The organism is Streptomyces sp. NPDC059037 (assembly GCF_042740015.1).
GTDB lineage: Bacteria > Actinomycetota > Actinomycetes > Streptomycetales > Streptomycetaceae > Streptomyces.
In genome coordinates this window covers 28847-41843 of the sequence record NZ_JBHYIG010000022.1, presented here as the reverse complement: position 1 = coordinate 41843, position 12997 = coordinate 28847, and the positions used below count along the sequence as shown (strand labels likewise).

Below are 12997 nucleotides of genomic sequence, written 5' to 3'. Positions count from 1 at the left end.
AAGGGCCGAAAGGCCCTGGCCCGGGGCCGTCGGACGTCACGTACGATGTATGACGCAGAAGGGGAGTAGCTCTTCGCCGGACCGTCGACATACTGCTCAGCTCGTCTGAGCCGGCGCCCGGAGGCAGGCCCCGTCATCGACGTGGTCGGCCAGCGAGACCTTCGGCAAGCAGTGCCCGGCGTACACATCCGTGTGCGTCTGTTGTGCGCTGCCGTGCCGAGGTGTCGTACGCGAAGTACCGAATGCTCTCGGCGGGGCGGCCCCGACCGATTGAGGAATCTTGATCAGCATCAGCGTGATGGCGCTCGTCTTCGGCGTCGTCTTCCTTGCCGAGCTCCCGGACAAGACAGCGCTGGCCGGGCTCGTCCTCGGGACGCGCTACCGCGCCTCGTACGTCTTCGTCGGGGTCGCGGCCGCCTTCGTCGTCCATGTCGTGCTCGCCGTCGCGGCGGGCAGCGTGCTGACGCTCCTTCCCCAGCAGCTGCTGCAAGCGCTCACCGGTGTGCTCTTCCTCGGCGGCGCGGCGATGCTGCTCCTGAAGGGCGGCGAGGACGAGGAAGAGGTCCGCGAGCCCAAGGACCAGAGCTTCTGGAGGGTCTCCGGCGCGGGCTTCATGCTCATCCTGGTCGCCGAGTTCGGTGACCTGACGCAGATCATGACCGCGAACCTGGCCGCCCGCTACGACGACCCGCTCTCGGTGGGCCTCGGCGCGGTGCTCGCGCTGTGGGCGGTGGCCGGGCTCGGCATCGTCGGCGGAAAGGCGCTGATGAAGCGGGTTCCGCTGTCGCTCATCACCAAGATCGCGGCGCTGCTGATGCTGGGGCTCGGGGTGTGGAGCCTGTATGAGGCGATTGCCTGAGGGGGTCCTCCGGGGGGTCCGTCGGGGGTCCCGTCCGGGGTCCCGCCGGGGGTCCTGTCGGGGGTGTGACCTGGGCTGCTGGCGATCGGCGCCCCCTTTTTGTATCGTGTGGGAACAAAGTGGCTCCGCCCGTATTCCCTGACCGGCGGGCGGAGCCGCCTTGACTCTTCCTCTGCGGAATCTCTCTCTGCGCTCTGGAGTACGTCGATGACGGCTGCGAATGCCACGGTTCTGACCGCTCGAGCCCTTCTCCTGGACATGGACGGGACCCTCGTCAACTCCGACGCAGTGGTCGAACGCTGCTGGCGGCGCTGGGCCGAGCGGCACGGGCTCGACTTCGAGCACGTCATCAAGATCGTCCACGGGCGGCAGGGGTACGCCTCCATGGCGGTGCTGCTGCCGGAGCGGTCCATGGAGGAGAACTACGCGGAGAACCGCGTGATGCTGGCTGAGGAGACGGCGGACATGGAGGGTGTCGTGCCGGTGCCCGGCGCCGGCGCCTTCCTGGAGTCGCTTGCCGGTCTTCCGCACGCCCTCGTGACGTCCGCCGACGTCCCGCTGTCCACCGGGCGGATGGCCGCGGCCGGGCTGCCGCTTCCCGCGGTGCGGGTGACCGCGGAGAACGTGGGCGCGAGCAAGCCGGATCCCGAGGGGTTCCTCAAGGGGGCCGCCGAGCTGGGCTTCGACCCCGCGGACTGCGTCGTCTTCGAGGACTCGGGGGCGGGGATAGCGGCGGGGCGCGCGGCCGGTATGCGGGTCGTGGGGGTCGGCCCGCGGGCCGGGGAGTTCGCACCGACGGTGCAGGTCGACGATCTGACGCAGGTACGGGTGACCGCCGTGCCCGGCGGGGGGCTTGAGCTCAGCTTCGGGTGAGCGGGGGCGGGCGACTGCGGGGTAATCGGGTGGGTGGGTGGGAGAGGCCGTCGCGGCGCGACGGGGATCTGCTCACCGCGGGGTGCCGAGGAACCGGGCAGAGGGCTAAGGCGTGGTCTCGGCCTCCAGCGCAGCCCTCGTGGCCGCGCCGTACACGCCCTCGCCGTCCGCCTCATCGGTGCCCCGCGCCACCTGGAACCGGGTCAGGGCCGACGCCACCGGCGCGTTGAAATTGCCGTGGGCCTCACCCTCGTACAGAGAAAGCTGCTGAAGCCGTTCCTGGAGGTCCACGACCTCGGCGCCCCGGTCGCCCCGTCGCAGCACCTGACCCGAAGCCGGCGCTTGAGGCTTCACGGAGCCCGTGGCCCGCGCCGTGGACCGCGTCGCGGACGGTGCGGGCGTCGAGGCCGACGACGTACGCGATGGCGAGGGATCCGCGCTGCGGGACGCGGACGCCGAGGCCGACGCGGACCCCGAAGGCGTCGCGGAACCGGACGGCACGTCCACCGCGCTCGTCGGCGCGTCCGGCAGCGCCCGGTCCCGCCGCGGCTCGTCGTCGGAGGAGAACACCCCCGCGGCGAGGACGGCGACGGTCACCACGGCCACCGCCGCGCCCACCCCGGCGTACCAGGCCGTACGGCCCCGACGCGGCTCCGGTTCGCCGTCAACGCCGTACGAAACCTCCGGCGGCGGCAGATCGCCCTCCGGCGCCCGGGACGCGAACAGGCCCACATCCGCCGACCGGGGCGCGTCCCCGACCGGAGGCGCCACCACGGGCATGGGTTCCGTGGCTCCCGCCGCGGACTCCGGCAGCGTCACATAGGGACGGATCCGCAACGGATCGAAGTCCTCCGCGGCCGCCGCGTCCGCCGATGTCTGTCTGCGGCCGCCACGGCCGTCTGCTGCGCTGTCCACTCTTCGTACCCCACCCCTAGAGAACTCCAGAGATTATGCAGACCCCCGCTTCAACGAGCCATAACGGGTCACACGCACCAGGATGGAGAAGGAGGCCCCGCAAGGAGAACCCCGCGGAGAGCCCCTAGGTCAAGGACCCTCAGGAGGTGTCCATGACGCAGGACGTCACCGCCCGCCCGGCGGGGCCCGACCCCGTCCCCGGACCGCCGGACGAGCACGCGCACGGCGGCGTACTGGTCTCCATCGGTGCGCTGCTGCTCGGCATGCTGCTCGCCGCCCTCGACCAGACCATCGTCTCCACCGCCCTGCCGACCATCGTCAGCGAACTCGGCGGCATGGAGCACCTCTCCTGGGTCGTCACCGCCTACCTCCTCGCCGCGACGGCCGCGACGCCGCTCTGGGGCAAGCTGGGGGACCAGTACGGCCGCAAGAAGCTGTTCATGCTGGCCATCCTGATCTTCCTGATCAGCTCGGCGCTCTGCGGCATGGCGCAGAACATGCCGCAGCTCATCGGCTTCCGCGCGCTGCAGGGCATCGGCGGCGGCGGGCTGATGGTCCTGTCCATGGCGATCGTCGGCGACATCGTCTCGCCGCGTGAACGCGGCAAGTACCAGGGCCTGTTCGGGGCCGTATTCGGCGCGACGAGCGTCCTCGGCCCGCTGCTCGGCGGCCTGTTCACCGAGCATCTCAGCTGGCGCTGGGTCTTCTACATCAACCTGCCCATCGGCGTCGTCGCGCTCCTCGTCATCGCCGCGACCCTGCACATCCCGGTCCGCTCGCAGAAGCACACCATCGACTACCTGGGCACCTTCCTCATCGCCTCCGTCGCCACCTGCCTCGTCCTCGTCGCCTCGCTCGGCGGCACCACCTGGGACTGGGGCTCGCCGCAGATCATCGGGCTCGCGGTGCTCGGCGTCGTGCTCGCCGCGGCCTTCGTCTCCATCGAGCGCAAGGCGGCGGAGCCGGTCATTCCGATGAAGCTGTTCCGGGTCAGGACGTTCACCCTGTCCGCGATCATCAGCTTCGTCGTCGGCTTCGCGATGTTCGGCGCGATGACCTACCTGCCGACGTTCCTGCAGGTCGTCCAGGGTGTGTCGCCGACCATGTCGGGCGTGCACATGCTGCCGATGGTGGTCGGCATGCTGATCTCGTCGACCGCGTCCGGCCAGATCGTCAGCCGCACGGGCCGCTGGAAGGTCTTCCCGGTCGCGGGCACCGGCGTCACGGCCCTCGGCCTGCTCCTGCTCCACCAGCTGAACGAGCACAGCAGCACGGGCGAGATGAGCGCCTACTTCTTCGTCTTCGGCTTCGGGCTCGGCCTGGTCATGCAGGTCCTCGTGCTCATCGTGCAGAACGCCGTCCCGTACGGAGACCTGGGCGTTGCGACATCCGGCGCGACGTTCTTCCGCTCCATCGGCGCCTCGTTCGGTGTCGCCATCTTCGGCACGATCTTCGCCAACCGGCTCGTCAGCAAGCTCTCCGACGCCGTCGCGGGCCAGGAACTGCCGCCGGGCGTCAGCGCCGACTCCCTCACCGCCGACCCGCGCGGCATCTCCGAACTCCCGGCGGCCCTGCGCCCGGAAGTCCTGCACGCCTACTCCTCGTCCATCACGGACGTCTTCCTGTACGCGGCGCCGGTCGCCCTGGTCGCCTTCGTCCTCGCCTGGTTCCTGCACGAGGACAAGCTGCGTGGCTCGGTCACCGCGCCCGACACGACGCAGACCCTGGCCAGCAACCCCGTCGAGCGTTCCTCGTACGACGAGGTGGCGCGGGCCCTCTCGGTCCTCGGCACGCGCGAGGGCCGCCGCAAGATCTACGAGACCATCACCGAGCGCGCGGGCTACGACCTGCTGCCCGCCGCCAGCTGGCTGCTGCTGCGGATCAGCCGCCACGGCCATGTGGAGCCCGCCGCGCTAGCCGAACGCAGCACCGTGCCGCTGACCGTGATCACCGCGGCGTCCCGCCAGGTCGAGGAGCGCCGTCTCGCCAAGCGCGAGGGCATGGGTCTGACCCTGACGGACACGGGGCGTGCGGCGGTCGCCAGACTCTCCAAGGCCCGCGAGGAGTCCCTGGCCGAGCTCCTCGGCGACTGGTGGGGCCCGGACCGGCCCACCGATCTCGTCCAGCTCGTCGAAGAACTGGGCGCCGAGATGTGCGGCTCGGACACCGAACGGCCGCACGACGGCAGGCCACTACAGCGCGGGGTGTGGGCCGACTGAGCGGCGGGCCGCACCCCGCTCCGGCCTCAACCGGCCACCGGGGCAAGGTCCTTGGCGTACCAGATCTCGGCGTACATCCGCTCGGCCAGCGGCTCGGTCTCCGCGTACCCGTGCCGCGTGTACAGCGCCCGCGCCTCGACCAGATCGAGCCGCGTGTCGAGGACGATCCGCCGCGCCCCGAGCGCACGCGCGGCGTCCTCGGCGGCGGCCAGCAGCACCCCGGAGCCCCCCTTGCCGCGCAGCCCCTCACGTACGAAAACCCTCTTCAGCTCGGCGACCCCGTCCCCCGCATCGACCATGCGCACCCCGGCCGTGCCCGCGGGCTCGCCTCCGTACCGGGCGACGAGCAGCACCCCGTGCGGCGGCCGCAGATCGTCCCCGGCCTCCGCGGCGACCTCACGCTCCAGCTCTTCGGGATCGGTCGTACGCCCCTCATGGAGCAGGTAGTAGCGGTCGCTGACCTCGGTGTAGTACGCGCGCCACAGGGCGCGGGCGCCAGGGGAGCCGACTGCTTCGGGGGCGACGGTCCAGGAGGCTGGGCCCGCGGTGCTGAGCTGCTCGGTGTGGTTCATGGGGGCCATTTCCTTAGTCCTTGCGGCCCGTCGCCGCGATGCTGACGCCGAGTCCGATCATGGTGAGCCCGCCGATCCCGCCGACCGTCGAGAGCCGCTTCGGCGAGTGGGCGAACCAGCCCCGCGCGGTGGCCGCGACCAGGCCCCAGACACTGTCGCAGGCCACGGCGATGGCATTGAAGACGAGGCCGAGCAGCAGCATCTGGGCCATGACGTGGCCCTGCTCCCGGTCGACGAACTGCGGCAGCACGGCCGCGAAGAAGACGATCGTCTTGGGGTTGGCCACGCCTACCGCGAACCCTTCCCACAACGTACGCAGGCCGCTGTGCGCAGGCGCGTCGCCGGTGAACGCGGCGTGCAGCGAGGCGCGTTGGCGCACCGCCTTGACTCCCAGATAGATCAGGTACGCGGCGCCGAGCAGCTTGAGCGCCGTGAAGACGACGACCGAACGCTCCACCACGGACCCGACGCCGAGCGCCACGGCCACGACGAGTACGTACGCGCCGATCGTGTTCCCCACCACCGTGGTCAGCGCGGCCCGGCGCCCCTGCGCCAGCGCCCGCCCGATCACGAACAGGACGCTGGGGCCGGGAATCACGATCAGCAGGAACGACATGGCCGCGAAGGCGAGTATCCGGTCGGAGGACATCATGCGGCCCATCGCACCACGGAGGCGGCACGCGCGGGTATCGCTTTTCCGGCTTGGGCCGGCGTGTGCGGCCCTTCCATCCACGCCTCGAAGGACTCCTCGTCGCGCCACCGGGTGTGGACCAGGTAGTCGTCGGTGCCCTCGATGGGGCGCAGGGGGCGCGGATGTGCCTTACGGGCCATGAGCGATGACGACTTAGTCTCTCGCGCACAGTGGGGAGACCTGCAGGGGTAGAACTGGGCGGTTCTCGTGCGCTTGTCCACGGACGAGGGCGAGGACGACGAGGTGCCGGCCGCGGAGCCCGGTGAGCTCGGAGAGGGCACCCGGCGACGAGGTCCGATGACGGGCCGCGACATAACCCGTGCCCCTGCGGATGACTCGCAGTAGCCCGCACTGCACTCTGAGCTTGGGAATCAGGGGGCTTTCGTGGCCCCGTGCCTTCCTGGCCAGGGAAGATGCCGCAGATGGGGCGGGCGCGCCTGTTGAATTTCTGCCCTTTGCCGACCGCTGTTCACCCCAAGGGGGTACTTCCGGCGGTGTGCTGGTGGGCCGGGCAGATCGTCGATGGGGCGCCCTGGGAATCAGGCAACGCCTGGCTGACGCTCGGCGTTGCGGCGACCGACGAGGAACCAGAGCAGGCACCCGAAGAAGGGGACCATCAGGGCGAACACGAGCCAGACCAGCTCCATCCCGCCGGTGAGGTCGGACCTGACGATGCTGAGCAGGGCGCCGAAGTACAACGCGAGAACGCCGAGGGCCGCGACCCCCATTGCGCAGGCGATCACTATGTCGCCCGTAGGGGCAAGGGCCATCTGGTGTGTGAGCTGTGTCTGCATGTTCTCTCTTCTTGCCGGCGGGGGGATTGCCGGGGTTCGTCGGTCGGGCTGGATGGGTGGTGACCGGTGGTGGGGGCGAGTGGCGCACCGGGTGGGTGGGTGGAGGTGAGAGGCGGTTACCCGCCCGCGCGGGATCCATCGGCCACGGCCACCGGCGTCTGCGGCTCGGTCGGCTCGGGCGCCTCCGGGCTGGTGCGTGCTCGCGTGTGGGGGAGGGCGTGGTTGCGGATGCCGGAGAGGATTTCGTGCGGGCCCAGGCCCTCGGGGTGGCGGCGGATGGCCCTCACGTAGATACCGATCAGGGCCAGGCAGAGGGCCGGGGGCAGCAGCAGGACGAGTCCGTACGTCGGGTCGGCTGCGAGGGGGTAGGCCACCTCCGCCGCCCGGTCCGCGATGTCGATCAGCATCGAGGGTTTGGCGGAGCCGGCGAGGAGCACGCCGGCGGTGAGAGTGAGGACCGCACACCCGCCGAGATATGCGAGCAGCAGAAGAGGGCTCGTCACCAGGGTGCGCAGCGCGAGCCGGGCGGGGCTCGGTCGTCCGCCTTCCGGCGTGACCAGTCTCAGCAGCAGGACGTGCTTGCCCGGCGTGGCGCCCGTCAGCCATGGGATGAGGACGAACCACAGCCCGAGGGCGGCCGGCGGCGCCAAGAGCCCCGTCTCCGCGCCGAGCACGAAGCCCCCGACGACCGCGATGACCGGGGTGAGCAACACGACGCCCGTTACGTCCAGCAGCAGGGCGACGAGACGGCGTCCGAAGGGGACCTTGCCGGCGGCGAGCGGGGCGAGCGCGCGGTCGTCCAGGGTGTTCAGCTCGGGCAGTGCCCGGGCCGGCGGTCCGGCGATTGCCCAGCCTATGGCGGCGCCTGCCGTGTTGGCGATGAGGTCGTCGACGGCGAAGAGGCGGTAGGGGCACTCGTAGAGGCCCCACAGCCCGGTGTACTGGGTCAGTTCGAAGAACAGTGAACCGGCGAATCCGGCCGCGGTGGCTGCGGCGAGGCCGCGGCGGAAGTGGATCCGTACGAAGACCCCCAGCGGCAGCAGAAGGATCAGGTTGAACACGGTCTGCCAGAAGGCCGAGTTGTGCAGGATGAGCGCGCTGAGGGTGACGTGGTGGTGTGCTTCCTTCCAGATGTCGGAGAAGGCGACGCCTGGCGTGAGCTGGGGGTGGGCGAAGGCCGGGTACGCCTTGCAGACGTCCACCGAGGACTTCGGCAGGGGCACGATCGTCATGCAGAAGGCGGAGAGCGCGTAGTACAGGCCGCCGTACAGCGACAGCACCCGCCAGCGGGTCATGACGCCGTGCCGCCGGTAGAGGACGATCGCCGTCGGCACGAACATCAGGAGCGCCGGCGCAGGGAAGATCAGCGCAGCCGTACGGATCGGCAGAAGGTACGCCCCTGTCACGACCGGCGCCTCGCCGCCATCAGCAGATAGACGCCGGCGGCTGCCGGGAGCACCAGGGCGACCAGGCCGACCGGGATGAATGCTGCTCCGAAGCCGAGGTGCACATCGCCCGCGGCGACCACGGACTGCGCCACCGCGAACAGCAGCGGCACCAGGGCGGCCACCGTCCCGATCACCTTGTCCCGCTTGCGCCACTGCCGTGCGGACCACAGCCACCAGAGTGCGCCGATCGCGGGGATGCAGCCCAGCAGGGGGAAGGGGGTGAGGAGCGTCAGGGGCCCTGCCATCGCCAGCAGTACCAGGAGGGCGAGGGTGCTCCCCAGGCTCGCCTGCGGTGCGGGGTGCTCCTCGCCGAGTGCGGTGGCGGCGATCGTGCGCGGGTCGCCGAGGCGTGCGAGTACGGCGCGGATCTCGTCGTCGCCGGAGGCGGACTCTTCCGCGAGGGCCACGGCGATGTGTTCCTCCAGGTCGGCCAGCAGCTCGTTGCGGCGTTCCGGGTCGAGTCCGGCCGTTTCACGGGCCACGGCGGCCAGGTACTTCTTCACCAGCGGGTGCTCGGTGATCGTCATGAGGGGGCTCCTGTCAGTCGGTGATGAAGTGGTCGACCGCGTCACGGAAGTGCGGCCAGATCGCGGTGAACTCCTTCAGCGCCGCATGCCCCGGCGGTGTCAGCTCGTAGTAGCGCCGGGGTGGCCCGCTGGGGGACTCCTGCCAGTGGGTCTCCACCAGGCCGTCACGGCGTAGCCGCGACAGCAGGGGATAGATGGTCCCTTGGCTGGTGACCATGACATGGGCCGCGCCGAGGGTTTCGAGCAGCTCGACGCCGTAGCGCGGGCCGTCCCGCAGGATCGCGAGCACGCAGTACTCCAGCACTCCCTTGCGGAGCTGGCTCTCCGCCTTGCTTGCGGCGGGCTTACCTGCAATGTCAGGTTCCATGCATTGCATAGTACCTGGTTATCTCTAGACGCCCAAAGGTGATGTCGGTGCGCCGAGGCGCGGGGCCCGGTCCGTCGGGGGTCTGCAGATCCGCAGTGACCTGGCCGCCGAGCCCGCTCGCTCCGCGCCGGTGGCGGCGGCCGCAGCCGGGCTACGAACCCGGCCTCCGGGCTGGGTGGCAGCCCTTTCCTCGTTGCGTGACCGAACCATGACGGCGCGGCCGGTCTTGTGACGGCTGCGACCGTGGTCGGGGCCGCCCTCCCCGCTTCGACGCGGGCGTCGCCGTCCTGGACCTCGACGAGATCGACCTCGACGAACTCATCCGCAAGACACTCGGTCTGCGCCACTGGCAGGACCGGGTCGGCGTCGACGCGCCACCTTGCCTGCGGGCACGGCTGGACCCACGCCGCATCGACGTCGTCCTCGCTATCCGGCATCAAGCCCGAGGACATCCGAGTCCGCGTGCACCGACCCGCGAACGCAGGGCCGCTCACGGAGGTGTGTGCCAAATGGGCGGCGCTGGACCGGCGTTGCGGGTGCACGGCCGTGACGGCGGGTGTTCTCCCGGGACTGGGCGACGCCGAGGAAACGCGGGTATGACAGGCGACTGAACGCGCCGCAGTGCGCAGTTGGCGTCCTCGACCCGTCATGCGGCTGAGGGGCATCCGTTACAAACGTTACGGACGAACGCAATAGTAACTCTCTAGGTTCTTTGCCGCGGCCACCTCAACTCGGAACGCCAACTCCGTTGTTACGTCATCGCACATATCGGCAGACCTTGACGCTTTCCGCTCTGGGGATGTCGGCCTGGCGAGATGCGTCAAACCCGGTGCGCCGCACTCCCCCCACGAATCGGCGCGGCCCCAAGCGGCCGACGCCCGACTGACAGGAGACCGTGTGTCAACGCAACTGCAGACCGAGCCCACTCCGGCCCGGCGCAAGAGCAGTCTGGTGGCCGGGGCACTCGCCACCGCGTTCCTCACCGGCATATCCGTGATCGGCACCCAGACCCCCGCTTTCGCCGACGACGGTCAGACCGCGAAGGTCGCCGACGGCACCTACGAGTCCGATCAGGACGTCCTCGCCGCGATGGAGAAGACCGATCCGGTCAACTCCTCGGAATCCTCCATGGGTTACCCGGCCGGGGTGGACAAGGACAAGGACGGCAACGTCAAGACGTTCACGCTGGCGGACGTGCAGAGCAAGTACGCCCCCGAACAGGCCGTCAAGGACGCCCAGGCGGCTGCGACGCAGTACGCGGCCGACGAGAAGCACTCCGCGCCGCTGCGGGAGAGCGCCAAGCACCTGGCCGACGGATGGGCTGACGCGACGAAGCCCAGCGGCAACGACATCCGCCAGAACACCAAGGACGACAAGCTGTCCGGCGGGCAGAGCGCCGCGCAGTACTGCAACATGACCAACCAAGACCCACAGAGCCCGTCTTACGGTCAGGCGGCGCCCTGCATGTTCGTCGGGAAGGTCGACGAGAAGTACCCGCAGCGGGGCGCCAGCGACGGCCTCACGGGCGAGGGCAAGCTCACCTACAAGGTCACGGCGTCCGTCGCCGATGAGCAGAGCACGACCGAAGGCTGGCAGGTGGGCGGCAAGATCACGCCCACGATCAGCGGCGACGGCGGATCGGCCGCCGGCGAGGCCAGCTTCACCTACAGCTACAGCTCCACCTCCACCACCAAGGTGCAGAACACCCGGGAGTCGGACGTCGAGATCAACGTGCCGGCGGGCAAGAAGGGCGTTCTGGAGGGCCGGGCCAACGGCGCCACCTACACCGGCTACATCGTCGTCCGCGACCTTGACAGCAGCAACGAGGAGCACGTCGTAGCCATTCCGGCGCGGGTCTTCATCCAGGCCCCCGGCAGCAGCAGCGCGGTCACCTGGGTCAAGCGGCTCACCGCCGCTTAACACGCCGGCCGCAGAGTGCGGTGCCGGATGCGCGCTGATACGTGATGAGGGCAGGGCCGCCGTACGTCGGCCCTGCCCTTGGTGACTGGGCCGACGCGAGGGCAGGCCTCTGCCGCCCTTCCCTGGCCCGCGGCCCGGTTCGGGGACCTGCAGATGCTGCTCGCCACGCAGTCTGCGTGCGAGACGGGTGCGCCACTCCGGCGCCCCAGGGTGACTCCGGACGACTCATGCACCAAGACCCGCGAACTCCTTCGACTTCTGGAGCATCCCCTCAGCGACCTCCTCAGCCGTCGCGCCCGCAGCCTAAGTTCCCCCGAACCGCTCTGTGACGCTTTGCGCCCTCTACCGCAGCCGTCACGGAAGAGCCCGCGCGGCCACAACCAACCGTGTTGCAACTTGACCGGCTACGTTCGTGGTGGTGCGCATGTTCTGGCGTTTCGCCTGGCGATGAACTACCGCTGAGAGAGCTACTGGCTCTTGGGCGCTGCCTGCTGCACAACCTCGAAAGACCACACCGCGGCGCTGCTCGACGCCGGCTTCGGCCGGTCGCCGCCGCCCTGGTGGGCCGACTTCATCGGCCCTTCCATCCACGCCTTGAAGGACTCCTCGTCGCGCCACCGGGTGTAGACCAGGTAGTCGTCGGTGCCCTCGATGGGGCGCAGCAGCTCGAACCACTCGAAGCCGTCGGAGCTCTCCACGGCGCCGGCGCGGGACGCGAAGCGCTGTTCCAGGACCTCACGCTGCTCGGCGGGCACGGTCAGGACGTTGATTTTCACGATGCTCATGAGCCCATCCTCGCGCATGCCCCGCGTGGGATCAGTCCGGGTGGCGTTCGCGCCAGGTGCGGGCGATCTCGTCGACGTCGAAGGGCTTCAGGCCAAGCGGCGGGCCCGGTGGCGGTCTGCGCAGGGCCTCGGTGATCTTTTCGTTGAGGTCGGTCACGAGGCGGCGCGCCATGCTCTCGGACGGGGCGTCCGGCGCGGCGGCCAGCACGTCCTCGGCCTCCTTGCGCAGGGCCAGGGTCGGGGGGAGGTGGGAGACGCCCTCGCGGACCATCTTCTGCTTGATCCACCACTGTTCGTCGTACGACGTGGTGTCCAGGCCTTCCGGCAGCGGTTTTCCGCGGCCGGGCAGCGAGGCGAAGTCGCCGCGCTGCTCCGCCTCGCGGATCTGCTTGTCGATCCACGACTCGAAGGTGACTTCCGGTGGCTTCCGTTCAGTCATGTGTCCATTGTTCCAGCCAGGACCCTGTTTCGGGGAGACGGTGCGGTCGCGCGACGGTGCGACTTAGGATGCGGCGGCGCGGTGCGTGGGGTGTTTCCGGCGGCCGTGCGTTCGATCAACGAGTTCGTTCAACGAGAGTTCGAGAATTGAGGAGCGTACGTGCTGGAGCTCACCATGGCCTCCGTGTCAGGGGCGGACGCGGGCGCCACCGCGGGCATGCTCATGGCTGACGCGCCGAGTGAACCGGGTGCCGTGCTGCGGGTCGGGCGCGATCGCGGTGTGTGCCGTCTTGTGCCGCCCGACGACTGGCTGTTCGTGTCGCGTACGCATCTGGAATTCCGCTGCGGCGCCGACGGCGACTGGTCCGTCACCTGGCTGCGGGGGTCGCATCCGGATCCCTCGTCGGAGGTGCGCGTGACGGTGGACGGTGTGGCGCGGCCCATCGAGTACGGCGGGACCGCCGTGCTGCCCCGGGGTGGGTCCGGCGAGGTGGTCATCCAGGACCGGTCGGGGCCGCGCAGCGTGAACGTCGGGTTTTATCAGGAGGGTTGAGGCGGTGGGGCTCGGCGGCGGGGCTCGGTGGCGTGC

General features: G+C 70.0%; 14 protein-coding genes and 1 pseudogene. 5 read left to right on the top strand and 10 right to left on the bottom strand.

Annotated features, from left to right (window positions below; all coding sequences use genetic code 11):
* The first annotated feature begins 280 nt into the window (after nt 1–280).
* Entirely contained in the window at nt 281–859 is a 579-nt protein-coding gene (locus ACFWY6_RS07570; RefSeq protein WP_384687319.1) for a TMEM165/GDT1 family protein, read from the top strand.
* A gap of 207 nt (nt 860–1066) precedes the next feature.
* Nucleotides 1067–1732, top strand: a complete 666-nt coding sequence (locus tag ACFWY6_RS07565) for an HAD-IA family hydrolase (protein WP_384687318.1) — start codon at nt 1067–1069, stop codon at nt 1730–1732.
* Nucleotides 1733–1837: 105 nt separating this feature from the next.
* Here the strand turns inward: ACFWY6_RS07565 and ACFWY6_RS07560 are convergent, their stop codons facing one another.
* Nucleotides 1838–2647, bottom strand: coding sequence for a peptidoglycan-binding protein (locus ACFWY6_RS07560; RefSeq protein ID WP_384687317.1), 810 nt, complete (start codon nt 2645–2647; stop codon nt 1838–1840).
* Nucleotides 2648–2799: 152 nt separating this feature from the next.
* Here ACFWY6_RS07560 and ACFWY6_RS07555 point away from each other — a divergent pair, with 152 nt between their 5' ends.
* Nucleotides 2800–4866, top strand: a complete 2067-nt coding sequence (locus ACFWY6_RS07555) for a DHA2 family efflux MFS transporter permease subunit (protein ID WP_384687316.1) — start codon at nt 2800–2802, stop codon at nt 4864–4866.
* 26 nt (nt 4867–4892) lie between these two features.
* On the opposite strand, the gene ACFWY6_RS07550 is transcribed toward ACFWY6_RS07555, so the two are convergent.
* The 7 genes and pseudogenes from ACFWY6_RS07550 to ACFWY6_RS07520 form a co-directional block, all read right to left on the bottom strand.
* On the bottom strand, nt 4893–5438 hold the full coding sequence (locus ACFWY6_RS07550) for a GNAT family N-acetyltransferase (protein ID WP_384687315.1): 546 nt from the start codon (nt 5436–5438) through the stop codon (nt 4893–4895).
* 13 nt (nt 5439–5451) lie between these two features.
* Nucleotides 5452–6099, bottom strand: a complete 648-nt coding sequence (locus ACFWY6_RS07545; RefSeq protein WP_384687314.1) for a LysE family translocator — start codon at nt 6097–6099, stop codon at nt 5452–5454.
* A pseudogene (locus ACFWY6_RS07540) lies at nt 6087–6242 on the bottom strand (antibiotic biosynthesis monooxygenase family protein); the annotation flags it as partial. The gene ACFWY6_RS07545 and the pseudogene ACFWY6_RS07540, both read right to left, overlap by 13 nt.
* A 426-nt stretch (nt 6243–6668) precedes the next feature.
* Nucleotides 6669–6923 carry a PLD nuclease N-terminal domain-containing protein gene (locus ACFWY6_RS07535; RefSeq protein WP_384687313.1) on the bottom strand — a complete coding sequence of 85 codons (255 nt, stop codon included), beginning with the start codon at nt 6921–6923 and terminating at the stop codon, nt 6669–6671.
* A gap of 116 nt (nt 6924–7039) precedes the next feature.
* Complete coding sequence (locus tag ACFWY6_RS07530) at nt 7040–8329, bottom strand: VanZ family protein (protein ID WP_384687312.1); 1290 nt, start codon at nt 8327–8329, stop codon at nt 7040–7042.
* Nucleotides 8326–8898 (bottom strand): HAAS signaling domain-containing protein, encoded by a 573-nt coding sequence (locus ACFWY6_RS07525; protein WP_384687311.1) that lies wholly within the window; start codon nt 8896–8898, stop codon nt 8326–8328. The genes ACFWY6_RS07530 and ACFWY6_RS07525 overlap by 4 nt, the downstream gene beginning before the upstream one ends.
* Nucleotides 8899–8911: 13 nt before the next feature.
* Nucleotides 8912–9265 (bottom strand): PadR family transcriptional regulator, encoded by a 354-nt coding sequence (locus ACFWY6_RS07520; protein ID WP_384687310.1) that lies wholly within the window; start codon nt 9263–9265, stop codon nt 8912–8914.
* 897 nt (nt 9266–10162) lie between these two features.
* On the opposite strand from ACFWY6_RS07520, the gene ACFWY6_RS07515 reads away from it, so the two are divergent.
* The gene (locus tag ACFWY6_RS07515; RefSeq protein WP_384687309.1) at nt 10163–11185 is read left to right on the top strand and encodes a hypothetical protein; all 1023 of its coding nucleotides are present in this window, start codon (nt 10163–10165) and stop codon (nt 11183–11185) included.
* 467 nt (nt 11186–11652) lie between these two features.
* On the opposite strand, the gene ACFWY6_RS07510 is transcribed toward ACFWY6_RS07515, so the two are convergent.
* Nucleotides 11653–11970 (bottom strand): antibiotic biosynthesis monooxygenase family protein, encoded by a 318-nt coding sequence (locus ACFWY6_RS07510; protein ID WP_384687308.1) that lies wholly within the window; start codon nt 11968–11970, stop codon nt 11653–11655.
* A gap of 31 nt (nt 11971–12001) precedes the next feature.
* Nucleotides 12002–12409 (bottom strand): DUF1992 domain-containing protein, encoded by a 408-nt coding sequence (locus ACFWY6_RS07505; RefSeq protein ID WP_266867495.1) that lies wholly within the window; start codon nt 12407–12409, stop codon nt 12002–12004.
* A gap of 159 nt (nt 12410–12568) precedes the next feature.
* Here ACFWY6_RS07505 and ACFWY6_RS07500 point away from each other — a divergent pair, with 159 nt between their 5' ends.
* A complete protein-coding gene (locus tag ACFWY6_RS07500) occupies nt 12569–12961 on the top strand; it encodes a hypothetical protein (RefSeq protein WP_384687307.1) in 393 nt (130 codons plus the stop codon).
* The last annotated feature ends 36 nt before the right edge of the window (nt 12962–12997 follow it).